Origin of the sequence: Modicisalibacter coralii, from assembly GCF_004117855.1 — a bacterium.
In the GTDB taxonomy this organism is placed as follows: domain Bacteria; phylum Pseudomonadota; class Gammaproteobacteria; order Pseudomonadales; family Halomonadaceae; genus Modicisalibacter; species Modicisalibacter coralii.
Genome location: NZ_QWBW01000017.1, coordinates 1 through 26,025 on the forward strand (window position 1 = coordinate 1; position 26,025 = coordinate 26,025).

Annotated in this window: 20 protein-coding genes and 1 pseudogene; 4 read left to right on the top strand and 17 right to left on the bottom strand. The window is 66.5% G+C overall.

Going from position 1 to position 26,025, the window contains the following annotated elements; all coding sequences use genetic code 11:
* Nucleotides 1-161: 161 nt before the first annotated feature.
* On the bottom strand, nucleotides 162-590 hold the full coding sequence (locus tag D0901_RS10715; RefSeq protein ID WP_129140298.1) for a gamma-glutamylcyclotransferase family protein: 429 nt from the start codon (nucleotides 588-590) through the stop codon (nucleotides 162-164).
* Nucleotides 591-738: 148 nt separating this feature from the next.
* Here D0901_RS10715 and smrA point away from each other — a divergent pair, with 148 nt between their 5' ends.
* Nucleotides 739-1,335: a DNA endonuclease SmrA gene (gene smrA, locus D0901_RS10720; protein WP_129140299.1), complete on the top strand. Its 597-nt coding sequence runs from the start codon at nucleotides 739-741 to the stop codon at nucleotides 1,333-1,335.
* A 49-nt stretch (nucleotides 1,336-1,384) separates the two neighbouring features.
* Here smrA and D0901_RS10725 read toward each other — a convergent pair whose 3' ends face one another.
* From D0901_RS10725 to metH, 4 genes are all read right to left on the bottom strand, one after another.
* Nucleotides 1,385-1,879 (bottom strand): DUF934 domain-containing protein, encoded by a 495-nt coding sequence (locus D0901_RS10725; protein ID WP_129140300.1) that lies wholly within the window; start codon nucleotides 1,877-1,879, stop codon nucleotides 1,385-1,387.
* A complete protein-coding gene (locus D0901_RS10730; RefSeq protein WP_129140301.1) occupies nucleotides 1,872-3,524 on the bottom strand; it encodes a nitrite/sulfite reductase in 1,653 nt (550 codons plus the stop codon). Before D0901_RS10730 ends, D0901_RS10725 begins: the two co-directional genes overlap by 8 nt.
* Nucleotides 3,525-3,811: 287 nt before the next feature.
* Nucleotides 3,812-5,140, bottom strand: a complete 1,329-nt coding sequence (locus D0901_RS10735) for an MATE family efflux transporter (protein WP_129140302.1) — start codon at nucleotides 5,138-5,140, stop codon at nucleotides 3,812-3,814.
* Complete coding sequence (gene metH / locus D0901_RS10740) at nucleotides 5,141-8,890, bottom strand: methionine synthase (protein WP_129140303.1); 3,750 nt, start codon at nucleotides 8,888-8,890, stop codon at nucleotides 5,141-5,143. It lies immediately after the preceding gene.
* A gap of 229 nt (nucleotides 8,891-9,119) precedes the next feature.
* Between metH and nfuA the strand changes: the two genes are divergently transcribed.
* Nucleotides 9,120-9,710 (top strand): Fe-S biogenesis protein NfuA, encoded by a 591-nt coding sequence (gene nfuA, locus D0901_RS10745; RefSeq protein ID WP_129140304.1) that lies wholly within the window; start codon nucleotides 9,120-9,122, stop codon nucleotides 9,708-9,710.
* Nucleotides 9,711-9,838: 128 nt separating this feature from the next.
* Here the strand turns inward: nfuA and D0901_RS10750 are convergent, their stop codons facing one another.
* On the bottom strand, nucleotides 9,839-10,804 hold the full coding sequence (locus tag D0901_RS10750) for a DNA-binding protein (RefSeq protein WP_162500856.1): 966 nt from the start codon (nucleotides 10,802-10,804) through the stop codon (nucleotides 9,839-9,841).
* 208 nt (nucleotides 10,805-11,012) lie between these two features.
* On the opposite strand from D0901_RS10750, the gene D0901_RS10755 reads away from it, so the two are divergent.
* Both D0901_RS10755 and D0901_RS10760 read left to right on the top strand, forming a co-directional pair.
* A complete protein-coding gene (locus tag D0901_RS10755) occupies nucleotides 11,013-12,290 on the top strand; it encodes a tyrosine-type recombinase/integrase (protein WP_129140306.1) in 1,278 nt (425 codons plus the stop codon).
* Between the two features lie 28 nt (nucleotides 12,291-12,318).
* Nucleotides 12,319-12,735, top strand: a complete 417-nt coding sequence (locus tag D0901_RS10760; RefSeq protein WP_129140307.1) for a SufE family protein — start codon at nucleotides 12,319-12,321, stop codon at nucleotides 12,733-12,735.
* A gap of 22 nt (nucleotides 12,736-12,757) precedes the next feature.
* On the opposite strand, the gene yidD is transcribed toward D0901_RS10760, so the two are convergent.
* From yidD to D0901_RS21105, 11 genes and pseudogenes are all read right to left on the bottom strand, one after another.
* Nucleotides 12,758-13,114, bottom strand: a complete 357-nt coding sequence (gene yidD / locus D0901_RS10765) for a membrane protein insertion efficiency factor YidD (protein ID WP_129140308.1) — start codon at nucleotides 13,112-13,114, stop codon at nucleotides 12,758-12,760.
* Nucleotides 13,098-13,541: a phosphoribosyl-AMP cyclohydrolase gene (hisI, locus tag D0901_RS10770; RefSeq protein ID WP_129140309.1), complete on the bottom strand. Its 444-nt coding sequence runs from the start codon at nucleotides 13,539-13,541 to the stop codon at nucleotides 13,098-13,100. The genes yidD and hisI overlap by 17 nt, the downstream gene beginning before the upstream one ends.
* Nucleotides 13,542-13,583: 42 nt before the next feature.
* A complete protein-coding gene (locus D0901_RS10775; protein ID WP_129140310.1) occupies nucleotides 13,584-14,042 on the bottom strand; it encodes a transcriptional repressor in 459 nt (152 codons plus the stop codon).
* A gap of 70 nt (nucleotides 14,043-14,112) precedes the next feature.
* Nucleotides 14,113-15,042 carry an alpha-L-glutamate ligase-like protein gene (locus tag D0901_RS21260; protein ID WP_233440402.1) on the bottom strand — a complete coding sequence of 310 codons (930 nt, stop codon included), beginning with the start codon at nucleotides 15,040-15,042 and terminating at the stop codon, nucleotides 14,113-14,115.
* Nucleotides 15,040-16,464, bottom strand: a pseudogene (locus D0901_RS21265) (inactive transglutaminase family protein); the annotation flags it as partial. The gene D0901_RS21260 and the pseudogene D0901_RS21265, both read right to left, overlap by 3 nt.
* Before the next feature lie 9 nt (nucleotides 16,465-16,473).
* Nucleotides 16,474-17,313, bottom strand: coding sequence for an ATP-dependent zinc protease family protein (locus D0901_RS10785; RefSeq protein WP_129140312.1), 840 nt, complete (start codon nucleotides 17,311-17,313; stop codon nucleotides 16,474-16,476).
* Nucleotides 17,314-17,425: 112 nt separating this feature from the next.
* Complete coding sequence (locus D0901_RS10790) at nucleotides 17,426-20,509, bottom strand: efflux RND transporter permease subunit (protein WP_129140313.1); 3,084 nt, start codon at nucleotides 20,507-20,509, stop codon at nucleotides 17,426-17,428.
* Nucleotides 20,509-21,678 (bottom strand): efflux RND transporter periplasmic adaptor subunit, encoded by a 1,170-nt coding sequence (locus tag D0901_RS10795; protein WP_129140314.1) that lies wholly within the window; start codon nucleotides 21,676-21,678, stop codon nucleotides 20,509-20,511. The genes D0901_RS10790 and D0901_RS10795 overlap by 1 nt, the downstream gene beginning before the upstream one ends.
* Nucleotides 21,679-22,174: 496 nt before the next feature.
* Complete coding sequence (gene lpdA / locus D0901_RS10800; protein WP_129140315.1) at nucleotides 22,175-23,602, bottom strand: dihydrolipoyl dehydrogenase; 1,428 nt, start codon at nucleotides 23,600-23,602, stop codon at nucleotides 22,175-22,177.
* A gap of 28 nt (nucleotides 23,603-23,630) precedes the next feature.
* Nucleotides 23,631-25,028, bottom strand: a complete 1,398-nt coding sequence (locus tag D0901_RS10805) for a dihydrolipoamide acetyltransferase family protein (RefSeq protein WP_129140316.1) — start codon at nucleotides 25,026-25,028, stop codon at nucleotides 23,631-23,633.
* 13 nt (nucleotides 25,029-25,041) lie between these two features.
* Nucleotides 25,042-26,022, bottom strand: coding sequence for an alpha-ketoacid dehydrogenase subunit beta (locus D0901_RS21105; protein WP_203234853.1), 981 nt, complete (start codon nucleotides 26,020-26,022; stop codon nucleotides 25,042-25,044).
* Nucleotides 26,023-26,025: the final 3 nt, after the last annotated feature.

Consider the following 26,025-nt stretch of genomic DNA (forward strand, 5'->3'; position numbering starts at 1 on the left):
GCCGCGCGCCTCGAGCAGCTTGAGGGCGTCGCGGGATTTCGAGCAGCGCGGGTTGTGATAGAGCGTCAGAGCGGACACGCCGACTCCTTGATTTTCAAGGGTTGATGATGCCGTCCATTCTACGGGGGCGGCCGAAGGGCCACAACGCATGGCCGTCCCGCTCAGGATTCAGGGGGCGTCAGCCGGTCGTAAAGCCATACGCGCCGGCCATCGGCCAGGGTGGTCTGTATCCGACGATAGCGCACGCCCAGGTGTTCATAGCGGTCGAGCTGCGCCAGTTCCTCGGCATCGACCGTGAGCACCAGGCCGGGCACTCGGGCGCCGGGCTGGGGTTCGACGTCCAGGCCGTCGCGCTGGTGATCGTCGAGCACGCCGGGCTCGGGGTCGCCCCAGCGGCCGTAGACCAGCCAGCGCACCACGCCGTAGCGCAGTGTGCCGTAGACGAAGACGGCATGCTCGCCCGGCGCGATCGGTTCCAGGTCGGCAGGCCGCTGATAGCCATAAGGGCTGGCGAAGGTGAACCACAGATAGACGATGGCCGCCAGCGGCGCGGCCAGCAGGGCCGTGGGTACCCAGCTCAGTCGTTTCATCGAAACTCTCGCGTGTCGCAACGAACCCGAGACCTTGCCACAAGCCACGGGTGGCTGCCCAGCGGTGTCAGCCAGGGGACGTTGCGTCTTAAGTCCGGACAGAGAGCTTTGCTACCATCGAGTCATGACCACCACGGAGGGCGTAGCCATGAATCGTCACCAGGACGCGGATGCCGATTTCGAGGCATTGATGGGAAATCAGGTGCGCCCGCTGACCAAGGGCCGGGACAAGGCCGACGTCGCGCCGACCTCGCGCCCGCCCAACGAGGCGCAACTGGCCCGCCGGGCCAGCGCCGAAGCGCAGGAGGAGGTCGCCAACTTCCTCAGCGAGGAATTCGTCGACCTGATCCCCCACAACGACCCCATCGAATATCGCCGCCCCGGCGTGCAGACCGGGGTCGCCGACCGCTTGCGACAGGGCGGTTACCCGCCGGAGGCCCGGTTGCACCTGATCAAGCAGCCGGTCCGCGAATGTCGCCGGGAACTCTTTCGCTTCATCCGCGAGGGCATCGACCACGACCTGCGCTGCCTGCTGATCGTGCATGGTCGCGGCAAGGCGCTGGACAGCCACGCCAACGTGGTGCGCTCCTACGTCGCCAAGTGGCTCACCCAGTTCGACGAGGTTCAGGCCTATGTCTCCGCCCAGTCGTTTCACGGCGGGCTGGGCGCGACCTACGTAATGCTGCGCAAGTCGCTGCGTGCCCGGGCACTCAACCGCGAACGCCAGCAGAAGCGGCGGGGTTGAATGCGACACGGCGCCACCCGAAGGCGGCGCCGTGTCGACGGGGCGGGGGTCAGGCGGTCTCGCGCAGGCGCCGCTCGAAGAGCGCCTCCTTGACGTCCACCGCGGGCTGATAGCTGACGCTGAAGGCGCCCAGCGCGCGCAGGGCGTCGTCGAGGCGCTGGTCCTCGCGCAGCGCCAGGGCGTCGAAGCCGCAACGCGTCATGTAGAACAGCTGGTCGACCAGCACATCGCCGATCGCGCGGATCTCGCCGCTGTACCCATACCGCTCGCGCAGCAGCCGGGCCAGCGAATAGCCGCGGCCATCGGTGAAGGCGGGGAAGTCGATCGCCACCAGGGGCGCCTGGCGGAGCTGTTCGGCCAGCTCGGCGTCGAGTTCCGTGTCGCTGGGCAGCCAGGGCGCCAGCTGCGGCTCGTCACGGTGTGCCTGCCACAGCGCCAGGGGCACGATGGTCGGGCGCTCCTCGGGCAGCGTCTGGTCATCGCGTGACAGCGCCCAGGTGTCCTGCTCGGGTCGGCCGAGCTTGATCAGGCTGGTATCAGGCATAGACACGCTCCTTGAACGGCTTGATGCCGATGCGACGGTAGGTATCGAGAAAACGCTCGTCCTCGTGGCGCTGGGCGAGGTAGACCTGCAACACCTTGTCGATCACCTCGGGGACGTCCTCGCGGTAGAAGGAGGGGCCGAGAATCTTGCCCAGCGAGGCATCGTCGCGGGCGTTGCCGCCCAGCGAAATCTGGTAGTACTCCTCGCCCTTCTTGTCGACGCCGAGGATGCCGATGTTGCCGACGTGATGGTGACCGCAGGCGTTCATGCAGCCGGAGATGTTGAGATCCAGCGGACCCAGGTCGTAGAGAAAGTCGAGGTCCTCGAAGCGCTCCTGGATCGCCTGGGCGATGGGGATCGACACGGCGTTGGCCAGCGCGCAGTAGTCGCCGCCGGGGCAGCAGATCAGGTCGTTGAGCGTGCCCACCGTGGGGTTGGCCATGCCCAGTTCCTGGAGGTTGTGCCACAGCGCCTGGATCTCGTCGACCGGCACGTCGGAAAGCACCACGTTCTGCTCGTGGGTGACGCGCATCTCGCCGAAGCTGAAGGCATCGGCGAGATCGGCGATCGCCTCCATCTGGTCGGCGGTGACGTCCCCCGGGGCGTGCTCGCGGCGCTTGAGCGACAGCGTCACGGCCTTGTAGCCGGGCACCACGTGGTCGGTCACGTTGTTGGTGACGAAGCGCGCGAAGGCGCGATCGTCACGCCGCAGTTGCTCGTAGCCGGCGATCGCCGCCTCGTCGACCGGGCGGCGATCCGGCTCGGGGAAATGCGCCCTGGCAGATTCGACCGCGCTCTCGGTCAGCGTCTGCGGGCCGTCCTTGAGGTGCGCCCACTCGTCCTCGACACGCCGGCGATACTCCTCGATGCCCAGCGCCTTGACCAGGATCTTGATGCGCGCCTTGAACTTGTTGTCGCGGCGCCCGAACTGGTTGTAGACCCTGACGCAGGCTTCCAGGTAGGTCAGCAGGTGCTGCCAGGGCAGGTCCTCGCGGACCACGTCGCCGATCATCGGCGTGCGGCCCATGCCGCCACCGGCCAGGACCCGCACACGCAGTTCGCCGGCCTCGTTGCGCCACAGGCGCAGCCCGATGTCGTGGACCTGAATGGCCGCGCGGTCGTGATCGGCGCCGGTCACCGCGATCTTGAACTTGCGCGGCAGGTAGGCGAATTCCGGGTGCAGGGTCGACCACTGGCGGATCAGCTCGCACCACGGGCGCGGGTCCTCGATCTCGTCGCCGGCGATCCCCGCGAACTGGTCGCTGGTGGTGTTGCGGATGCAGTTGCCGCTGGTCTGAATGGCGTGCATCTGCACCTTGGCCAGCTCGCCGAGGATGTCCGGCACGTCCTCGAGCTTCGGCCAGTTCAGCTGCAGGTTCTGCCGCGTGGTGAAGTGGCCGTAGCCGCGGTCGTAGCGGCGGGTGATGTCGGCCAGGGCGCGCAGCTGCTGGCTGGAGAGCATGCCGTAGGGGATCGCGATGCGCAGCATCGGCGCATGGCGCTGGATGTAGAGCCCGTTCTGCAAGCGCAGCGGACGGAACTCGTCCTCGCCCAGGCGCCCGGCCAGATAGCGATCCATCTGGTCACGGAACTGGGCGACGCGCTCGTCGACGAGCGTCTGATCGTAGGTGTCGTACCGATACATACCGGATATGTCCTGCTAGTCAGGGCGAAATGGGATCCGTGCCGTTGGCACAGACCATACTCCGTTCCATTTATTCTATGAAAGAATAAATAGGCATACTTTTTGATTTTGAAGTTATTAAGCTCTGTCTGAAAAGTCGGCGAGCGATGGCCAGACAAGGCAAAAATTGACGAAAAAGCGCAGTTTACAAGCCGTAAATGAGCATTTTGAGTCAATTTTTAACGCTATATGGGCGAGCGCAGACATTTTTCAGACAAAGCGTAAGGCATTCGAACCGGCCGCGTCGCTCATACCGCCAGGCGCTGCCAGCGTCGACGCTGCCAGACCCGCGCGAAGATCAAGGAATTGAGCCCGCGATAGCCCAGCTGGGCCCACCAGATGCCGAGCAGGCCGTAGCCCTGGACCACGCCGACCCACCAGGCCAGCGGCAGGAACAGCAGCCATTGCAGGGCCAGCGTCAGCAGCATGACGGTGCGATTGGCGCCGGCCCCCAGCAATGCCTGGGCGAGCACGATGGCCGCGGCGTCGAGCACGATCATCAACGCCGTCAATTGTAACGGGACACGCCCCATCTCGACCAAGCTGCCGGGCAGGAACAGGCCGAGCACCTCGGCGGGGAACAGCAGCATCGGCAAGGCGAGCAGCGTCAGGCTCAGCCAGGCCAGGCGCACCACGTCCCAGCCCCAGCGATGGGCGTCGTCCGGCGTCTCCCGGCCCAGCGCCTGACCCACCAGGCTCATGGCGGCCAGCCCCAGACCCACGCCGGGCAGAATCAACAGCAACGACAGGTTGACCAGCACGTGTCCCACGGCGACGCTGGCGGTGCCTATGTGGGCGAGAATCCAGAACAGCACGGCGTAACCGCCGGCGAACCACAGTTGCTGGAAGGAGTGCGGCGCGGCCAGGCGCAGGGTGGTCGCGAAGACCCGCCGTGGCGGCCAGCGCCGATGCCCGCCGCGACGATCGCCGGGCAGGTGTCGCCAGGTCTGGGCGGCCCACAGCAGCACCCCCAGGTACACTGCCGCGGCGGAGCCGGCACCGGCGCCGGAGGCGCCCATCGCCGGCAGCCCCGCCAGACCGAAGACCAGACCGGCGCTGATCGCCACGTTGAGTGCCTGGGTGATCAGGATGATGCGCAGGTAGACGTGCGCCTGCTGAATACCGTTCCAGTAGCCGCGAAAGCAGACGATCAGGGCGATCGGCACCAGGGCGGCGACCCGCCAGCGGAAATAGCCCGCGGCGACCTCGTTGACTTCGGGGGCGGGCGTCATCAGGCCGAGCAGTTGCGGGGCCTGCCAGACACACACGAGACTCAGCGGCAGCGCCACGGCCAGGGCGATGAGCAGCCCCGCCTGCAGCGGCTGGGCGAGCCCGGCTCCAGCCGACTCGCCGTGACGCCGCGCGGTCTGCGCCTGGACCCCGGACGACAGCCCCAGAACCACGGCGGTGACCAGGAACATGGCGTAGCCACCCAGCCCCACACCGGCCAGCGGGACCTCGCCCAGGGTACCGACGAAGGCGGCATCCACCAGGTTCATCAGGCTCTGGGAGAGCATGCCGCCGATGATCGGCAGCGCCAGCCTGAGGATGGCGCGGCTGCGGGCAACGTCGACCATTCAGTCCGGATCGTAGCCCAGCACCGGCGACAGCCAGCGTTCCAGCTCGCCCAGCGGCATGCCCTTGCGTTCGGCCAGGACCTCGACCTGATCGCGGGTGATCTTGCCGGTGGAGAAATACTTCGACTGCGGGTGTGCGAAATACCAGCCGGAGACCGCCGCCGCCGGCCACATGGCGAAACTTTCGGTGAGCTCGAGCCCGGTGTTGGCCGTGGCGTCGAGCAGGCGGAACAGCGTGGCCTTCTCGGTATGGTCGGGGCAGGCCGGATACCCTGGCGCCGGCCGGATGCCCTGATACTTCTCGGCGATCAATTGATCGTTGTCGAGGGTCTCGTCGGGCACGTAACCCCAGAACTCCTTGCGCACCCGCTCGTGCATGCGTTCGGCGAAGGCTTCCGCGAGTCGGTCGGCCAGCGCCTTGACCATGATCGCGTTGTAGTCGTCGCCGGCCGCCTCGTAGCGGGCGGCGAGTTCATCGGCGCCGTGGCCGGTGGTCACCGCGAAGCCGCCGATCCAGTCGGCCTTGCCGGACTTCTTGCCACTCGTCTCATAACGAGGCGCGATGAAGTCGGCCAGGCTGTAGCACACGCCGTCGCGGTTCCTGGTGGTCTGCTGGCGGATATGGAAGAGCCGCTCGACGACGGTTTCACGCCGCTCGTCGGCATACACTTCGATCACGTCGTCGTCGACGCAGTTGGCCGGCCACAGGCCGATCACCCCGCGCGCGGTGAGATGCTTCTCGTCGATCAGCTTGCGCAGCATGGCCTGAGCCTCGGCGAACAGGGTGCGCGCCGCCTCGCCGACCACCTCGTCGTCGAGGATCCTGGGGTACTTGCCGGAGAGCTGCCAGCTGAGGAAGAAGGGCGTCCAGTCGATCCGCTCGACCAGTTCCTCGAGGTCGTAGTCGTCGAACACCTTGAGACCGGTGAAGGTCGGCTCGGGCGGCGTGTAATCCGCCCAGTCGGGCTGGAAGCGCCGCTCGCGGGCCTCGGCGTAGCCGAGATCCGCGGCCTTGGGCCGGCGCCTGGCGTTGCGCTCGCGGACCTTTTCGTACTCGGCGCGGATCTCGGCGACATAGTCCGCCTTGAGCCCGGCCGAGAGCAGCCGACCGGCCACGCCCACGGCGCGCGACGCATCGGTGACGTAGATCACCGGGTGCTCGTAGCCCGGCTCGATCTTGACCGCGGTGTGCGCCTTGGAGGTGGTCGCGCCGCCGATCAGCAGCGGGATGTCGAAGCCCTGGCGCTGCATCTCCTTGGCAACATGGACCATCTCGTCCAGCGACGGCGTGATCAGGCCCGACAGGCCGATGATGTCGGCGTTCTCGTCGCGGGCGGTCTGCAGGATCTTCTCGGCCGGCACCATCACGCCGAGGTCGATCACCTCGTAGTTGTTGCACTGCAGCACGACGCCGACGATGTTCTTGCCGATGTCGTGGACGTCGCCCTTGACGGTGGCCATGACGATCTTGCCCTTGGCCTGGGTCTCGCCGCTCTTCTCGGCCTCGATGTAGGGGATCAGGTAGGCCACCGCCTGCTTCATCACCCGGGCCGACTTGACCACCTGGGGCAGGAACATCTTGCCGGCGCCGAACAGGTCGCCGACCACGTTCATGCCGTCCATCAGCGGCCCCTCGATCACCTCGATGGGGCGCTCGGCGCGTTGCCGGGCGAGTTCGGTGTCTTCCTCGATGTAACTGGTGATGCCCTTGACCAGGGCATGCTCGATGCGTTTCTCGACCTCCCAGCCGCGCCACTCGAGGTCTTCCTTCCTGGTCGCGCCACTCCCGTCATCCTTGTAGCGCTCGGCGAGTTCGAGCAGCCGCTCGGTGGCGTCCGCGCGGCGGTTGAGCACCACGTCCTCGACCGCCTCGCGCAATTCCCCGGGCAGGTCGTCGTAGACCGCCAGCTGGCCGGCATTGACGATGCCCATGGTCAGCCCGGCCTGGATGGCGTGATAGAGGAACACCGAGTGGATCGCCTCGCGCACCGTATTGTTGCCGCGGAACGAGAACGACACGTTGGAGACCCCGCCGGAAACCATGGCGTGGGGCAGGTGGCCGGTGATCCAGCGGGTCGCCTCGATGAAGTCGACGGCGTAGTTGTCGTGCTCCTCGATGCCGGTGGCGATGGCGAAGATGTTGGGGTCGAAGATGATATCCTCGGCGGGGAAGCCGATCTCGTCGACCAGCAGCCGATAGGCACGCTCGCAGATCTCGGTCTTCCTCGCGAGGCTGTCGGCTTGGCCGCTCTCGTCGAAGGCCATCACCACGATCGCCGCCCCGAAGCGCCGGCAGGCCAGGGCCTGCTCGCGGAAGGCGTCTTCCCCCTCCTTGAGCGAGATCGAGTTGACCACGGCCTTGCCCTGGATGCACTTGAGGCCGGCCTCGATGATCGGCCACTTGGACGAGTCGATCATGATCGGCACGCGGGCGATGTCCGGTTCCGAGGCGACCAGGTTGAGGAAGTGGACCATCGCCTCCTGGGAGTCGAGCATCCCCTCGTCCATGTTGATGTCGATCACCTGGGCGCCGTTCTCGACCTGTTCCAGGGCGACTTCCAGGGCGGTGGTGAAGTCCTCTTCCTTGATCAGCCGCTTGAAGCGTGCCGAGCCGGTGACGTTGGTACGCTCGCCGACGTTGACGAACAGCGAGTCGGCTTCGATGTTGAACGGCTCGAGACCGGACAGCCGGCAGGCGGCCGGGCGTTCGGGGATGCGTCGTGGCGTCACGCCCTCGACGGCATCGCGGATCGCGGCGATGTGCTCCGGCGTGGTGCCGCAGCAGCCGCCGATGACGTTGAACAGGCCGCTCTCGGCGAACTCGCCGACGATCGCCGCCATCTCCTCGGGGGTCTGGTCGTACTCGCCGAACTCATTGGGCAGCCCGGCGTTGGGGTGGGCCGAGACCAGGGTGTCGGCCTTGGCGGAGAGCTCTTCCAGGTAAGGGCGCAGTTCGGCCGCCCCCAGCGCGCAGTTCAGGCCCACCGACAGCGGCCGGGCGTGACGGATCGAGTTCCAGAACGCCTCGGTGGTCTGGCCCGACAGGGTGCGACCCGAGGCGTCGGTGATGGTCCCCGAGATCATGACCGGCAGCCGCGCACCGCGCGCCGCGAACAGCTCCTCGAGGGCGTAGATCGCCGCCTTGGCGTTGAGGGTGTCGAAGATCGTCTCGATGAGGATCATATCGACGCCGCCGTCGATCAGCGCCTCGGCGGCCTCGTAGTAGTTCTCGCGCAGGGCGTCGAAGGTGACGTTGCGCTTGGCCGGGTCGTTGACGTCCGGCGACAGCGAGGCCGTGCGGCTGGTCGGTCCCAGCACCCCGGCGACATAACGCGGCACGCCGGTCTCCGCGCCGACCGCATCGCACACCGTGCGGGCCAGGCGCGCCGACTCGCGATTGAGCTCGACGACCAGATCCTCCATGCCGTAGTCGGACTGCGACAGGCGCGTGCTGTTGAAGGTATTGGTCTCGACGATGTCGGCGCCGGCCTCGAGATAGTCGCGATGGATGCGACACACCAGCTCCGGCTGGGTCAGCGCCAGCAGGTCGTTGTTGCCCTGGAGCTGGGTCGGCCAGTCGGCGAAACGCTCGCCGCGAAACGCCGCCTCGCTGAGTCGGGCGTTCTGCAGCATGGTCCCCATGCCACCATCGAGGAGCAGGATGCGGCGTTCGAGACTCCGTGCCAGCGTCTCGGGGAGGCAGGCGGCGAGCGAAGGCGGAAGCGACGAAAGAAGCGTATCGGCAGCCATGGTCGGCAGGTGTCTCCAGCGATGTCGTTATGTCGGTGGCCAATGCGGATCGCGGCAAGCGGCGGCCCGCCGCCCGGCAAACACGCCCGACGAGGGTCGAATATGCTACCAGAAACGCGCCGCTGGCGGGGATCCCGCGACAAAACCCAGTATTTCACTCAGGATTGTGCCGTGGGCGGTTTTTTCTTACCATTGCATAAAACCTGCATTTCCCTGACGGACCGAAACGATGAGCGAGAGCATCCAGATCACCGACAGCGCACAGGACTACCTGGCCGAGCTGCTGGCCAAGCAGAACGTCGACGGTATCGCCGTGCGTATCTTCATCACCCAGCCGGGCACGCCCTACGCCGAGACCTGTCTGGCGTATTGCCGCCCCGGCGAGGAAGAGCCCACCGACGAGACGATGACGCTCGACAAGATCAAGGTGTTCGTCGATACCCACAGCGTGCCGTTTCTCGAAGAGGCCGTGGTCGACTTCAATGCCGACCGCATGGGCGGTCAGCTGACCATCAAGGCGCCCAATGCCAAGATGCCCAAGGTCAACGCCGACAGCCCCCTCGAGGATCGCATCAACTACATCCTCTACAGCGAGATCAACCCCGGCCTGGCGGCACACGGCGGCGAGGTGCGGCTGATCCAGCTCACCGACGAGAACTTCGCCGTGCTGCAGTTCGGCGGGGGGTGCCAGGGCTGTGCCGCGGTCGACCTGACCCTCAAGGAGGGCGTCGAGAAGACCCTGGTCGAGCGCATTCCCGAGCTGGCCGGGATCCGCGACGTGACCGACCATACCGACACCACCAACGCCTACTATCGCTGACCTCTGAGGCCCGGGCGACGCCTCGGGCGCATTGCGCCGAACACATTGCATCGAACACATGAAAAGGGCCGCTCCGGACATCGGGGCGGCCCTTTATCGTGTGAACCCGCTCCCCGCGGGCGGCGCGCTCAATAGACGAAGGGCGGCAGGGGCGCTCGTGCCACCCGCGCCTCGAGGTCGCGCTGGCGATCGCGGGCCTCGTCCCGCGCGCGTTCGCTGTCGGCCAGTTCCGCCGCCAGCCGTGCCTCCCGGCGTTCGCCGTCCTCCCGGGCCGATTCCGCCTGCTTGAGTGCCCACTGGGCCTCACGGTGTGTCGCCTGTTCCTCGGCGAGCTCGCCACGTACCGCCTGCAACGTCTGATCGCTCTCGCGTAGCCGCGTTTCGAGCGCTTCCAGCCGCTGGTTGAACTGCTTCTCGCTGCGCTGGCGTTCCTGACGCGCATCGTCGAGCAGCGTCATCAGGCGTGCCTCGGCGGCTTCGTTGCGCTGCTCCTCCTGGGTCAGTTGTTGGCGCCATTCCGCCTCCTTCTCCGCCAGCGCGCTCTGATGGGCGTCCACCAGGCGCTCGTTATCGGCCTGCAGGCGGGTCAGCCGCTCGTGGGCCGCGTCCCGTTGCTGCACGAGCTGAGTCTCACGCTGTTCGGCCCCCTCGAGGGCAGCTTCCAGTCGCGCAAGGCGGGCGCTGGATTCCTGCAACTGCGCCTGGGTCGCCACCAGATGCTCGTTGAGCGCGGCCTCCCGCTGGCGGGCGTCCTCGGCCTCCCGTCGGGCGCGCTCCGCCTCGGCGCGCGCCTGTTCGATGGCACGATCCGCTTCCTCGCGATAGTGGGCCAGCCCCTCGACGGCGCTCTGCTGCGCCTGCTCCCAGAGCGCCTGCATCAACGCCTCGACGGGCTCGGGGATCGCCCGGGCGGGTGGCTGATCGCGATTCTCCTCGCGCTGCGCGCGCCATTCGCGCAGGTGATCGCTGATGGTGGTGAAACTGCCCGTGCCCAGCACCTCGCGTACCTTCTGAACGCCCGGCGTTTCGCCACGCTGCAAGAGGGTATCGATGGCCCGTCGAACATCCTCGTACTGCACGCCACTGCGCGCCATGACTGCCTCCTTGGTCACCTGGGAGCGCTTGCTCGAGACAGCGATTCTAGCCCAGAAGGGCACGATCGTCAGCTTTTTACATATTACGTAATATGGATAATTACGTATTAAGCGGATTAAAAATTCATGATTACGCGGCTTATCTTGATTATTGGCGCCATGCCCGGGACAATCTCCCGCCAGGTGGGATGCCAGCGAAAGGGGGAGCATGGACAGCCGAGACATCACGGCGGGGTGGAGCGACGGTGACGCGCCCCCGCAAGCACGGGCAGCGCCGGAAGAGGCGGCGCCGGTCCCGGGCGGCAACCCGCCGCTGGAGGCCGCCACCAGCGCGCCCCTGGTGGCGCTCGATTCAGGTCCCGTCACGGCGCCGGATCACGTCCATATCGCCGCCGACAACGACGTGGAAGCGGTGGCCCTGTGGCTCGACGAGTACACCGCCACGCCGCAGACGTGGCGGGCCTATCGCAAGGAGGCCGAACGGCTGCTGCTGTGGCTGGACGAGCAGGCGCTCACCCTCGGCCAGGTCGATCGCTCGGTACTGCAGCGCTTCGAGGCCTTTCTCACCGATCCGCGGCCGGTCGAACGCTGGATCGGGCCGCCGCGTCCGCGTGACCACCCCGGGTGGCGGCCGTTCCGCCGGCCGCTGTCGGCCGCGAGCCGCCGCCAGAGCCTGGTGATCCTGCAGGGGCTGTTCGCCTGGCTGAACGAGGCCGGCTGGGTCGCCCACAACCCGTTCCGGCTGATGCGCGACAAGCGTCGGCGTCTCGACAACCGCCAGCCGGGCATCGAGCGCTACCTGGAACGCCCGGTCTGGGAGTGGCTGTGGCGCTGGCTGAACCGACCGCCCGACGACCAGGCCACGCCCCGTGAACGGCACCTCTGGCAGCGGCGGCGGCTGATCTTCGGCTTTGCCTATCTCCTGGCGCCACGCATCGGCGAAATGGCTCAGGCGCGCATGCGGGACTTCACGTATCGCGAGGGAGGCTGGTGGTGGCGGGTGACGGGGAAGGGCGCCAAGCTCGCGAGCATCCCGGTGCCCGACGACATGATGCGACTGCTCGCTGAATGGCGCCGCAGTCTGGGGCTTGTCGCGCTACCCGATAGCAGCGAAGCGACGCCGGTGATCCGCGCCCTGGATGGCAGGCGCGGGCTCGGCGACAACCAGCTCTATCGGTTGATCAAGACGACCTTTCACGAAGCGGCCCGGGATCTGGCCGACGATCCGGCGGGGCACCAACTGCCGCCACATCTCGTCGAACAGCTCGCCCGGGCCACCCCGCACTGGCTGCGCCATACCGCGCTCACCCATCAGGCCCAGGCCGGCGTCGAGCTGCGCTTTCTCGCCCGGACCGCACGCCACTCGCGACTCGACACCACGGCGCGCTATCTTCACGCCGAAGCCGAGGAGTGGCAGCAGCAGGTGGCCATCCACCGCCTCGATGGCACGCGGCGGGCGGACGACGAGGGGGGCGAGTCGTTATAATGCCGACATCGAGCAACGAGGAGAGACCATGACTGCCCAGCAAGCCCAGGCGGAACTGATCGAGGAATTCGACATCTTCGACAACTGGATGGACCGCTACCAGTACATCATCGACATGGGCAAGCAGTTGCCGGCGTTCCCCGAGGCGCTCAAGACGCCGGAGACCAAGATCCACGGTTGCCAGTCCAACGTCTGGATCCATCACCAGCGTCAGGGCGATACGCTGCATTTCCAGGCGACCTCGGATGCCGCCATCGTCTCCGGTCTGATCGCCGTGCTGATGCGCATCTACAACGATCGCTCGCCGGCGGAGATCGTCGCCACGCAACCCAGCTTTCTGGAGGAACTGGGCCTCGACAAGCATCTGTCGCCGACCCGTTCCAACGGCCTGCACGCCATGCTCAAGCGCATCTATGCCGTCGCCGAGGCGGAAACGGCCGCCTGATCGCGGCGCCGTGCGGTCGGGCCTATGGCCGACGCGGCGCATTCGACAGCCGTGAAGCCGACGCCCGGCAACAGGTCTCGTCGAGTTCCGGGTCGTCGCGGCACAGCTGCTCGCTGGGGCCGCCCGGAACCGGGTCGAGGCCGCCGGGCGAAGCGGGATGGCAGCGCAGAATACGTTTCACGGCCAGCCAGCCACCGCGCCGGAGGCCGTGACAGCGCAGCGCCTCGAGGGCGTAGTGCGAACAACTCGGCCAGAAGCGGCAGCGCGGGCCAAGCAGGGGGCTGATCAGCAGTTGATAGCCCTTGATCAGCGCGACCAGTGGCGCTATCGCCAGGCGTCGCACCGGTCGTGCAAAGAGACCGTCAGCGCGATTGGCCATACAGTTCGCCGGGATCGACGAGGGCATCGGCATCGACCTCGCCGCGTTCGGCCCCCAGAGCGATGTAGAAACAGCTACGCCGGCCGGTGTGGCAGGCTGGCCCCTGCTGATCGACTTTCACCAGCAGGGTATCGCCGTCGCAATCGAAGTGCGCCGATTCCAGCCGCTGCAACTGTCCCGAGGTTTCGCCCTTGCGCCACAGTTTGCTCCGCGAGCGCGACCAGTAGCAGACCCAGCCAGTGGTCAGGGTTTCCTCGAGGGCCAGGCGGTTCATCCAGGCCATCATCAATACCTCGCCGCTGTCGTGCTGCTGGGCGATGACGGGGACCAGGCCATCGTCGTTCCAGCGCACGGCGTCGAGCAGGGCGTTGGTGGAACGGGTCGTGCCGCGCTCGGCGGACTCGAGGGTCTTGAACAGGGTCGTCATGGTAACCGGGCTCGTGGAGTCAGTGGGTCGGGAAGGGACGTTTCAGGAAGAGGCCACGGCCGACGTCGCACGGCAGGCGTCGCAGGCGCCGAGCAGCTCGATGGTCTGACGTTCGACCTGAAAGCCCATGTTCGCCGCGCGGGCGCTGAGCTGGGCACTGACCTCGTCGAGATGCAGCTCCTCGACGCGACCGCAATGGCGGCAGATCAGCAACTGGAAGCCGTGGCGATGCTCGGGGCAGGAGCAGGCAACGTAAGCATTCAGCGATTCGATGCGATGCACCAGCCCCTGCTCGATCAGGAAATCCAGCGCCCGATAGACCGTCGGTGGGCGGGCGGCCCCGTGCTCGGCAGCCAGCTTGTCGAGCAGGTCATAGGCCTTCAGGCCGCCGGGCGCGGCGGCGATCATTTCCAGCACGCGCCGCCGGATCGGCGTGAAGCGCACGCCGCGGCGCTGGCACTGGCGTTCGGCCTGCTGGGTGAGGGTCTGCGTATCGGGCATGAAGCGGGTATCGATATCCGTGGAGCCTCCATTCTACGCGTCCGGCCGATGGGCGGCCAGACGCCTGCCGTCACGATGCCGCCTGGAGTTCGCCGCGGCGGGCGAAGTGCGTCTGGGCGAAGGCCACGCGTTCGGCGACGCTCTTGCCGTCGGGCTGACGCTCGACCAGATCCAGCCGGGGTCGCAACCCCTCGCCGTTGGTCATCTGGATGGCCAGGCCGGGGCGGGCGTTGAGCTCCAGCAACATCGGCCCGTGATGACGATCGAGAACCATGTCGGTGCCCAGATAGCCGAGGCCGGTCATTTCGTAGCAGCTGGCCGCCAGGTTCAGCAGGGTGTCCCAGGCGGGCACGCGCAGGCTGGCCAGGTCATGACCGGTATCGGGATGATCGCTGCGTGGGCGGTCGTGCTGGACGCCGCGCAGCGCCAGGCCCGAGGCGATGTCCAGGCCCACGCCGACGGCCCCCTGGTGCAGGTTGGCCTTGCCGTCGGAGGCGGCGGTGGAAAGCCGCATCATGGCCATGACCGGATAGCCCTTGAAGACGATGACCCGGACATCCGGCACCCCCTCGTAGGTATAGGCCGACAGCGTCTCGTCGAAGGCGATCAGCGACTCGACCAGGGCCACGTCCGGCGTGCCGCCCAGCGAATACAACCCCGACAGGATGTTGGACACGTGGCGCTCCAGGTCCTCGCGCTGCAGACGGTGGCCGCTGGGCTTGATGTAGCCGTCGCCATCGTGATGCTCGATCACCAGAATGCCCTTGCCGCCGCTGCCCTTGGCCGGCTTGATGACGAAGCCGGGGTGGGCGTCGACCATGGCGGCCACGCGCTTGACATCGAACTGGGTGGTGACGGTGCCGATCAGCGCCGGGGTGGTGATGCCATGCTGCTGGGCCAGCAGCTTGGTCTTGAGCTTGTCGTCGACCAGCGGATAGCGGCTGCGGTCGTTGTAGCGGCCGATGTAACGGATGTTGCGGCGGTTCAGGATCAGCGCCATGAGAATCAGCTGCACGCCGAGGAAATTGAAGGTGAGGTGGCGAATCCACGGATTGTTCATCGCCAGATAGGCGAGCACCGCGGTCAGCAGGCTGCCGCCACCCTGGATCAGTACCTCCTTGGGGCCTTCTTCCTCCCAGAGGATCGACATCCGTTCGATGGTCCAGCTGAGAATGATCATCGGGAAGAAGGTGATGGTCAGCCCGGCATTGAGTCCCAGTCGATAGGCGAGCACCGAGAACAGCGAGATGATCGCGATCACCGTGATGATCACTGCCGAGACCCGGGCCACCAGCAATAGATTGAGGTGCGACAGGTAACTGCGGATCACCAGCCCCACGGCCACCACCAGCAGGAACCCGATCAGCCCGGTGAACAGGGTGGTCTGGATGAAGGCCAGGGCGATCAGCACCGGCATGAAGGTGCCGGACGTCTTGATGCCGATCAGTACGCGCAACAGCACCACCACCAGCGCCCCGATGGGAATCAGCAGGATGGTCTTGAACAGCGATTGCTCCTCGAGCGGCAGACTGTGGATCGAGAAGTTGAGCAGCGTATCCTCGGCGAGCTGATTGCGTACCGCCACCGCCGCGGGCTCGTTGTGGCGGATCATCGAGAACGTCACCTGCGAGCGGCTGCCGCCCTCGACCTCGAGAACCGACTGTCCGCCGGCGCCCCACAGCAACAGGTTGTCGGGCCGCCCCTGCTCGCCGGTGACCGGATCGATCAGCATCGATCGGTCGTTCTCGAAGACCTGGACCCAGGGCGTCAACGACTGTCGCCGTCGGCCATCCTCGAGCATCAGGCCGTTGACCACGCGGGCCGGCACACCGGCCTGATTGAGCAGGCGGACCAGCAATTCGGGGCGCGGATACTGGGTCAGCAACAGGCGGGCATTCTCGCCGGCGTCGTCGTCGCTGAAACGGCCGACCAGTTCACGCGCGAAGGTGAACGGATCGGCGGAACGCTGATGGGAGCGCGCGATGATCGCGCGGGCCGCCGTATCGTAGGGCCGCTCCCAGGCGACGTCCCGGGGGACCTCGGGAGGCACCGCCGGCGGCGCCTTGGCCCCCGGCGCGACGAGCAACTGTACCGAATAATAGAGGCGTTGCGTGCCCGTCGCCTCACGGATCGCCCACTGCGCGCGCCGCGCCCCCTGGTCGTCGAGAAACGACAGGCCGTAACCCGACGAGGCGGTGTTCTCGGTCAGCACGCGAAACCCCTGCTGGTGCGTGGGCAGGGCAAGGTCGATCTTGGCCGGGCCGCCATCGGCGACGAAATTGACCTGGGCCTCGATCTCCCAGACCTGACGCTGTTCACCCGGTGTCCAGGGAACCTCGAAGGCGATGTGGCGGTAGAGCGTGACGGCGACGCCGGTCACCAGCAATACGCCGACCAGCAGATAGAAGGGCAGACGGGACATGCGCGTTCCTTATTCGTCGTCGTCGTTATCGGTGGCCTCGTCCCTGGCGGCCGCGGAGGCGGGGGCCCCACCGGGGTATTCGGGACGGTCGTAGAGATAGTGCCGGGCAACGTCGACGACGACGATGTCCCGCATGAAGCGCCGCCCCAGGAGTACCGGATAGGTGAGGTGGGTACGGTCGTTGAGGGTGAACTCGACGTTCTGCTTGATCGGACCCAGGCGCATCAGCAGGCTGATCACCGGTCGGCTTTCCTCGCCGGAGGCCTGGATGATCCGCACCCGGCGCGTGATCTCCGCCTCGATCCATCGATCGCGGACGCTGTCGACGACGACGGCGTCGTCCTCGAGCGCCAGCTTGAAGCGCACCCAGTCCTCGCCGTCGCGCTCGAACTCGGTGATGTCGCGGGCCGACAGCGAGCCGGTATTGGCCCCGGTGTCCAGGCGCGCCTTGAGGTAGGTGCCGAGGGTCGGGAAGCCGACCCATTCACTGCGCCCCACGACTTCCATGTTCTCGAGGGACGGATCCACGCTGGTCGGGCAGTCGGGGACCTTGATGGCGGGCTCGCTATCGCGTTGCTGGAGATCGCCGCGCAGTGCCTTGAGCTGCAAGGTCGCCGCCCGGACATCGCCCTGCAGGACGGCCAGACGCTGTCCCGTGTCGTCGCGACGGGCGGCGTCGACCGCACACTGCGCGGCCAGGGTGTTCTCGAGTTCGGCGATGCGGTCATCGAAGCGCGACGTGGTCAGCAGCGTGTCGAGGCGCGGATCCTGGGAAGCCGGCAGGGCGCAGCCCCCCAGTAGCAAGAGCAGGCCGGCGGCGATCGCCGGCCTCGAGTGTCGAATCGGCATGACGGGGATCCTTGTCGACCGTGTCGGGGCCGTCGGTCGCTGGCGACCGACGGCACGGGGTCTCAAAATGCCGAACGATGATAAGGAGCGCCATCGCCCCTGTCCACGCCGGTCAGCCGTGACCCGCGCTGGAACCCTCGGGATCGGCGGCTCCGGCGTCCCGTGCGGCGTTGTGATCGCGGGCCAGCAGCAGATAGAAGGCCGGCAGCACGAACAGCGTGAACAGCGTGCCAATGCCCAGCCCCGCGGCGATGGTCAGGCCGATGTCGAAGCGGCTGACCGCCCCGGCGCCGGTGGCGATCAACAGCGGGAACATGGCGACGATCAGTGCCACCGAGGTCATGATGATCGGTCGCAGACGAATCGAGGCCGCTTCGATGACCGCCTCACGCTTGTTCAGGCCACGGTCGTGTTGCAGCGTGTTGGCGAACTCGACGATCAGGATGCCATTCTTGGCCACCACGCCGATCAGCGTGATCAGCCCGACCTGGGTGTAGATGTTGACCGTCGACACCCCGAGCGTGATGAAGGCCATCGCCCCGGCGATCGACATGGGCACCGAGACCAGAATGATCAGCGGGTCGCGCCAGCTCTCGAACTGCGCCGCCAGCACCAGATAGATCACCAGCAGCGAGAGGAAGAAGGTCACCATCAGCGCGCTGCCCTGGTTCATCAACTGCCGCGAGGAACCGGTGTAGTCGATCGAATACTCGGCGGGCAGGGTCTCGCTGGCCGCCTGGTTGAGCCAGTCGAGAGCGTCGCCGAGCGCCACGCCGGGGCGCGGCACGCCTTCCAGGGTGATCGCATTGAGTTGCTGGAACTGGGTGCGCTTGGAGGGTTCGACACCACGCTCGAAGCTCACCACGCTCGACAAGGGCACCTGAGCGCCGGAATCGGCCTCGATGTAGTAGTTGTCGATCATCGAGCTATCCAGACGGTAGGCCTGCTCGACCTGGGGGATCACCTTGTAGCTGCGGCCTTCCATGCTGAAGCGGTTGACGAAGCCTTCGCCGAGCAGCGTCGCCAGCGCCTGGCCGACATCCGCCATCGACAGCCCCAGGTCGGCGACCCGGTCGCGGTCGACCTGGATATGAGTGACCGGCCGGTCGAGATCGATCGACTTGCGCAGGAAGGCGAAATTGCCGCTGGCCATGGCCTTGCCGAGCAGCTGGTCGGCGGCGGCGCTGAGATCCTCGAAGCTGTTGCCGGTGGTGATCACGAACTGCACCGGCAGGCCGCCGCTGGAACCGGGCAGGGAAGGGCGCGGGAAGGCGGCGGTCTGCAGGCCGGTGACCTGGGACAGCGCCGCCTGGACGTTGGGCAGCACGCTCATCTGCGAGACGTCGCGCTGGCTCCAGGGCTTCATCTTGAACCCGCCGAATACCGTGTCGGCGCTGGTGCCGCCGAGGATCATGAAGGTCTCGTCGTAGCCATCGATGGTCTCGACGCCCTGCTGGATCTGCGTGGCATAGCGCTTGAGGTAATCCAGCGTGGCGGTCTGCGGCGCCGTACCCTGGAAGAAGATGATGCCCTGGTCCTCGGTGGGGGCCAGCTCGTTCTGGCTGGTGATGAACATGAAATAGATCGACACCAGCACCACGGCGGCGAAGACCACGATCACCGAGACCGTCTGCAGGGCCCGTGAGAGCAGGGCACGGTAGCCGTTGGCCAGGCCGTTGAAGGTACGCTCGACCAGCCCCTCGAACCGCGACGGATCGCCGTGGGGCTTGAGCACCTTGCCGGCGAGCATCGGCGACAGCGTCAGCGCGATGATGCCGGAGACGATCACGGCGCCGGCCAGGGTGAAGGCGAACTCGGTGAACAGCGAGCCGACCAGGCCACCCATGAAGCCGATGGGGGCATAGACCGCCACCAGGGTGGTGGTCATGGCGATGATCGGCGTGGCCATCTCGCGGGCGCCATTGAGGGCGGCCTGGAAACGGGTTTCGCCGGCCTCGATATGGCGATGGACGTTCTCGACGATGATGATCGCGTCGTCCACCACCAGGCCGATCGCCAGCACCATCGACAACAGCGTCAGCAGGTTGAGCGAGAAGCCCAGCACCAGCATGACGAAGGCGCCGCCGATCAGCGACAGCGGCACGGCCACCGCGGGGACCAGGGCGGCGCGAAACGAGCCCAGCGACAAGAAGATCACCACCAGCACGATGATCAGTGCCTCGGCGAGGGTCTTGATCACCTCGTCGATCGAGTCCTCGATGAATTCCGAGGCATCGTAGGGCAGTACCACGTCGAGCCCGGTGGGCAACTGGCTGCGGATTTCCGGCAGCGCCTCGCGAACGGCGCGGGCCACGTCCAGCGGATTGGCGCCGGGCGCCTGTTCGATGGCCATGAAGGTCGAGGGCGTACCGCTGTACCAGGCGACGCTGTCGTAGCTTTCGGCGCCGAGGTCGGTGCGCGCGATGTCGCGCAGACGGATCAGGTTGCCGTCATCGTTGCGAACCACCATGTCGGCGAACTGTTCGGGATCGGTGACGTCGGTGCTCGCGGTGAGGTTGATCGCCACGAACTCGCTGCGGGTCTTGCCGACGCCGGCCTGATAGTTGTTGTTGCGCAGGACGTCGACGACGTCCTGCGGGCTGACGCCGAGCGCGGCCATGCGCTGCGGGTCGAGCCAGATGCGCATGGCGAAGCTCTGGCCGTAGAGTCGCGCCTTGGCGACCCCGGGCAACGCCTGGAGCTTGGGCTGGACTACCCGCGTGAGATAGTCGGTGATCTGCGGTACCGGCATCTCGTTGGAGTAGAAGGCTAGGTACATCAGGGCGGTGGAATCGCCGGTCGTCGACTCGATCACCGGACTTTCGGCAGAGGCGGGGAGTACGCTGCGCTGACTCGCGACCTTGGCCTGGATCTCGGCCAGGGCGGCGTTGGCATCGTAGTTGAGCATCATGTGCACCTCGATCGTCGAGGAACCCTGGATACTGCTCGAATCGATGTAGTCGATGCCGTCGGCCTCGGCGATCGCCTGCTGCAACGGCGTGGTCACGAAGCCCTGGACCAGTTCGGAACTCGCACCGGGATAGCTGGTGGTGACCGTGATCACGGTGCTCTCGAGTTCGGGGTACTGGCGGACCTCCATGTCGAGCGTGGAGCGCAGGCCCATCAGCAGGATCAGCAGGCTGATGACGGTGGCCAGGACCGGCCGGTGGATGAACAGGTCGGTAAATGACTTCATCAGCCCTGCGCCTCCGGCGTCGTCTCGCTGGACGCTGCCTCGCCGGATGAATCACCGCCGGGCTGGGCTGCCGTCGCGCTCTTGCCGTCACCGTCCTGGTCAACAGGCTTGATCGCCTGACCGTCGCGCAGGCGCAACTGGCCGGCGGCCACCACGCGGGCACCGACCTCGAGGCCCTTGACGATCTCCACCTGGTCACCGCGGACACGCCCGGCGGTCACCTGGGTGCGCTGGGCCACGGTCTGTCCCTGATCGTTTTCCACCACGCGGAAGACGTAGTCGCCGTAGGTGTTGAAGGCCAGCGCCGTGCGCGGCAGGGTCAGCACGCGCTGGGTATCCGGGGCGAGGGTGCGCACGTCGGCGAACATGCCGGGCCTGAGCCGATTCTCGGGGTTGTCCAGTGTGGCGCGCACGGCCAGTGTCCGACTGCTTTCATTCACCGCCGGGGCCACGGCTTCGATCTTGCCGGTGAAGGCGCGATCCGGGAACGCCGCCACGTGCACCTCGACCTCACGGCTGGCCTGGACGCGGTCGAGCTGCTTCTCGGGGACGCTGTAGTCGACGTAGATGGGGTCGAGCATGTTGAGATCGACGATCGGCGTGCCCACGGCGATGTACTCGCCGATGTCCACCTGACGCAGCCCGACCACGCCATCGAAGGGCGCGCGAATGGTCTTCTTGTTCAACTGGGCCTGCTGCTGGGCGACATCGGCGCGGGCCGCCTGATAGTTGGCTCGCGCCTCGTCGTACTGTGACTGCGAGATCGCCTTGCGCGGCAACAGGTCGGAATAGCGCCGGAACGTTTCGTTGGCCAGACGGGCCTGGGCCTGGAGCGCCGCCAGCGCCGCCTGGTCGACGCTGTCCTCGAGCTGGATCAGCACGTCACCCCGCGAGACGCGCTGCCCGGACTCGAAGGCGATCTTGCTGACCACACCGGCCACCTCGTTGGAAACCGCCACGCCGTTGATGGCCCGCAGCGAGCCCACCGATTTCAACGCCGGTCGCCAGGGTTGGGCTTCGAGCTCGACGACCTCGACCGGCGCCGGCGGCTGGGCCTGAGCCATCTGCTGGCCCATCTGCTGCATCTGCCAGTATTTCCAGCCGAAAATGCCCCCCAGAACGATGGCCAGCAGGACGATCACGACGATCATGCGTAGGGTGGTCTTCATGGGGGAACTTCCTGAATGAATGCGTTTTTCTTGGTGTGCGGACGTCGGCGGCGCGACCGATGACACAAACGCCACATCATGCGATGTTCATGCAGCAAAGACCAGTCCCGTCTCGCCAACGTCGATCAACGCCGAGGACACGGTCGGCGATGGCTGGTGACCCAGTCAGCTGTTAACGCCGTGTGGGCGGGCGCAGACATGTTCAAACAAAGCGTAAGCGCCGGGTGTGACAGTGCGAAGACGGCAAGGATCCAGGCAATGACGCGACCGCGTATGTCTCGCCAAATGCATTATTTAACATAATATAGATTATGCGAACCAAAGGATCGGCAAGGTCAGTCGGTTCTCGACCGGTTCTCGGTAATTCGATCGCGACACGCGCCCACGGCGTATCCGTTCGCATTGGGACCCGGCTGACAGGCAATGCCGGCCACGTGATCGTCACTCGCCACATGGCCGGAAGACGGCGTGCGCCAATCCCATTCAGCCCGTTCGGTCAGCCGTAATGCGTCGAGCCGCCGAGGAACAGCTCGCCGGCCTCGCCGAGCGTTTCGGTCAGCGTCGGATGCGGATGCACGGTCAACGCCAGGTCCTCGGCGACGGCGCCCATCTCGATGGCCAGCACGGCCTCGCCGATCAGCGACTCCGCCTGGGGCCCGACGATCCCGGCACCCAGCAACCGGCCACTGCCAGGCTCGACGATCAGCTTGGTCAGGCCGTCATCGGCCTGCAGCGTCAAGGCGCGCCCGGCAGCCTGCCAGGGAAACTTGAGCACCTGGATCTCGCGGCCCTCGTCGCGGGCCTGGGTCTCGGTCAGGCCGCACCAGGCGATCTGCGGCACGGTATACACCACGGCCGGCACCGCGCGGGCGTCGAAGGCCGCCGCTTCGCCGGCTGCGGCGCGTGCCGCCACCTTGCCCTGGTGCATGGCTTCATGGGCCAGCAGCATGCCGCCGGTGACGTCGCCGATCGCATGGATATGCGATACGTTGGTGCGACATTGCGCATCGACCTCGATGAAGCCGGCGTCATCACAGTGCACGCCGGCCTTGTCGAGATCCAGCCCATCGCTGTTGGGACGCCGGCCCACCGCGACCAGCACCCGGCTGAAGCGGTGATCGCGCGAGCCATCCGCGTCCTCCAGCGTGACCCTTACCTGGCGCTGCGTTTCATGCAGCCCGGAGACCTGGGTCTCGAGGTGCACGGCCTTGAAACGCGACGCCAGTGTCCTGGCGAGCGGCTCGACCAGATCCGCGTCGGCATTGGGCATCAGGCGCTCGGCCATTTCCACCACGGTCACCTGACTGCCCAGCGACTGATAGACCATGCCCATTTCCAGACCGACGTAGCCGCCGCCGATGACCAGCAACGAGTCGGGAATCTCCTCGAGTTCCAGGGCATCGGTGGAATCCATGATCCGCCGGCTCGCGGCGATATCCACGTCGGGCAGCGCGACCGGTCGCGAGCCGCTGGCGATGATCGCCTGCTCGAAGCGCAACGTGCCCGAGACGTCGTTACCTTCGACGGTCAGGTTCTGCTCGTCGGCAAGGCGCGCGCTGGCCCTGACCAGTCGCACACCGCGCTGCCGACACAGCCCTTCCAGCCCGTCGGTGAGCGTCTTCACCACCTTCTGCTTCCACTGACGGAGCGCATCGGCATCGATCTCGGGCCTGGCGAAGCGCAGGCCCATGGTCTCTGCGGATTCGCTGGCGTGGATCAACTCGGAGACCTCGAGCAGGGTCTTCGAAGGAATGCAGCCACGCAGCAGGCAGACGCCGCCGACCGGTGTCTCGTCGTTGATCAGCGTCACGTCCAGGCCCAGCTTGACCGCCTCGAAGGCCGCGGCATAGCCGCCCGGCCCGCCGCCGATCACGGCCAACTGCGTGCTGTCGGGCAGCTTGGAAGATGTGTGCTTTCTTGCCATGGTCGTCCATTACCTCCGGCAACGTGGCTCAGATCTTGAGCAGCAGCGAATGTGGGTCCTCGAGGGCGCCGATCAGCGTGGTCACGAAGCTGGCGGCATCCGCGCCATCGTTGGCGCGGTGATCGAAGCCGAGCGACAACGGCAGCATCAGCCGCGGCTTGATCTCGTAGTCATCGAGGTCGCCGTGCACCACGGGTTCGAGTCTGGCCTGCCCCATGCCCAGGATGGCGACTTCGGGCGGGTTGATCAGCGGCGACAACGAGGTCCCGCCCATCGGCCCGGGGTTGGTGAGGGTCATGCAGCCGCCCTCCATGTCCTCACGTGCCAGCTCCCCCGCCTTGGCCTTGTCGATGATCGCTTTCAGCTCGGCGGTCAGCTCGATCATGTTCTTGCGATCGACGTCACGAATCACCGGCACCAGCAGGCCCTGGTCGGTGGCCACGGCCACGCCGATATGGAAATAGCGCTTGAGGACGAGTTCCTCGTTCTCGGCATCCAGGCTGGCGTTGAAGCGGGGAAACTGCTTCAAGGCGTAGACCATCGCCTTGAGCATCAGCACGGTCATGGTGAACTTGCCGCCGTTGCTCTCGGCGCTGGGTTCGTAATCGCGACGAAACCGTTCGAGGGCCGTAATGTCGGCCACGTCCTGATGATAGACGTGAGGGATCTCCTGCCAGGACCGGGACATCCGCTGGGCGGTGGCGCGGCGGATCGAGCGCATCGCTTCGCGCTCGGTCTCGCCCCAGCGCGAGAAGTCCGGCAGCCCGCTGGATTCTTGCCGGGATGGCTGTTCGGCCGACAGCGTCTCCCGGGCGGCTGCGCCCTGCTCTCCCTGTGCCGCGGCCTCGACATCGTCCGCGGTCACCCGGCCCTGCGGGCCGCTGGGCTCGACATCGTGCAGGTCGACGCCCATCTCGCGGGCGATGCGCCGTGTGCTGGGCGCTGCGGGGACCGGCTGGCGGCGATCGGTATGCTTGCCGTTGGAACGCGTTTCGCCCTCCTGTCGAGAGCCCGTGTCTTCCTGGGCACTCTCGTCCTGAGCGCTCTCCGCGTCATCTTTCTTCGACGCCTCGCTATCGGCTTCCTGCGTCTCGTCTTCGCTCTCGCGAGAAGACGTATCCTCCTCCTGGTCCTGCGTCGCTTGTTCGTCCTGTGACTCGTCGGCAGTGGCTTCCTCTTCCTTCTCGCCGTCGGGTTGGTAGGTGATCAGCGCGTCATCGACCCGGACGCGATCGCCGGTGCCGGGATGCACGGTCTCGACGGTACCGGTGAACGGCGCGGGGATATCCGTGGCGGCCTTGTCGGTCTCCACCGTGAGCACGGTGTCGCCGTCGTTGACGTGATCGCCCTCGCCGACATGAATCTCGAGAACTTCCGCTTCCTCGAGCCCCTCGCCAGGGTCGGAAAATCTGAACGTTTCGCTCATGGTCCCTTGGTCCTCAATCGTTCAACACGCCGCGGGCGGCTGCCAGGATGCGTTGCTGATCCGGCAGATAATCCTGCTCCCGGGCGAACAACGGTACGATGGTGTCGAAGCCGGTCACGCGGCGCACGGGGGCCTCGAGATAATAGAAGGCGTCCTCGATCAGCCGGGCCATGATTTCGCCCGCCGGGCCATAGGTGCGATGCGCTTCGTGGACGATGACCACCCGCCCGGTGCGGCGTGCGGATTCGGCGAATCGCGAGTGATCGAGCGGCGACAGGCTCAGCAGGTCGATCACCTCGGCCTCGATGCCGTCCTCCTCGGCCAGGGTATCGGCGGCCTGAAGGGTCCGATGGAGCATCGCGCCGTAGCTGATCAGGGTCAGGTCATCGCCTTCGCGGGCAGTCCGCGACTCGCCCAGCGGCAGGGTCTCCTCCGCGTCGGGCACTTCCTCGCGAAAGGCCCGATAGACGGCCTTGGGCTCGAAGAACACTACCGGGTCCGGGTCGCGAATGGCACTGACCAGCAGCGCACGGGCGTTGCGCGGCGTCGAGGGGACGACCATCTTCAGACCCGGGGTATGGGCATAGAAGACCTCCTTGCTCTCGGAGTGGTGCTCGAGGGCATGCACCCCGGCGCCATAGGGCATGCGCAGCACCATCGGCACGCTGTGCCCGCCGCGACTCCGCCAGCGCATGCGCGCGGCGTGGGCTTCCATCTGGTGAAAGCCCTGGTAGCTGAAGCCCGAGAACTGCATTTCGCAGACCGGCTTTAGACCATTGATCGCCATGCCCACCGAGATGCCCGTCAGCGCGGTCTCGGCCACCGGCGAATCGATCACCCGCCGTTCGCCGTAACGCGCCAGCAAGCCGTCGGTGATACGAAAGACCCCACCGTCGACACCGACATCCTCGCCGAGCACGACCACGGACTCGTCGTTGTCCATTTCCTGGCTCAGCGCCAGATTGAGCGCATCCGCCATGTTCAGTTCGGCCATCGG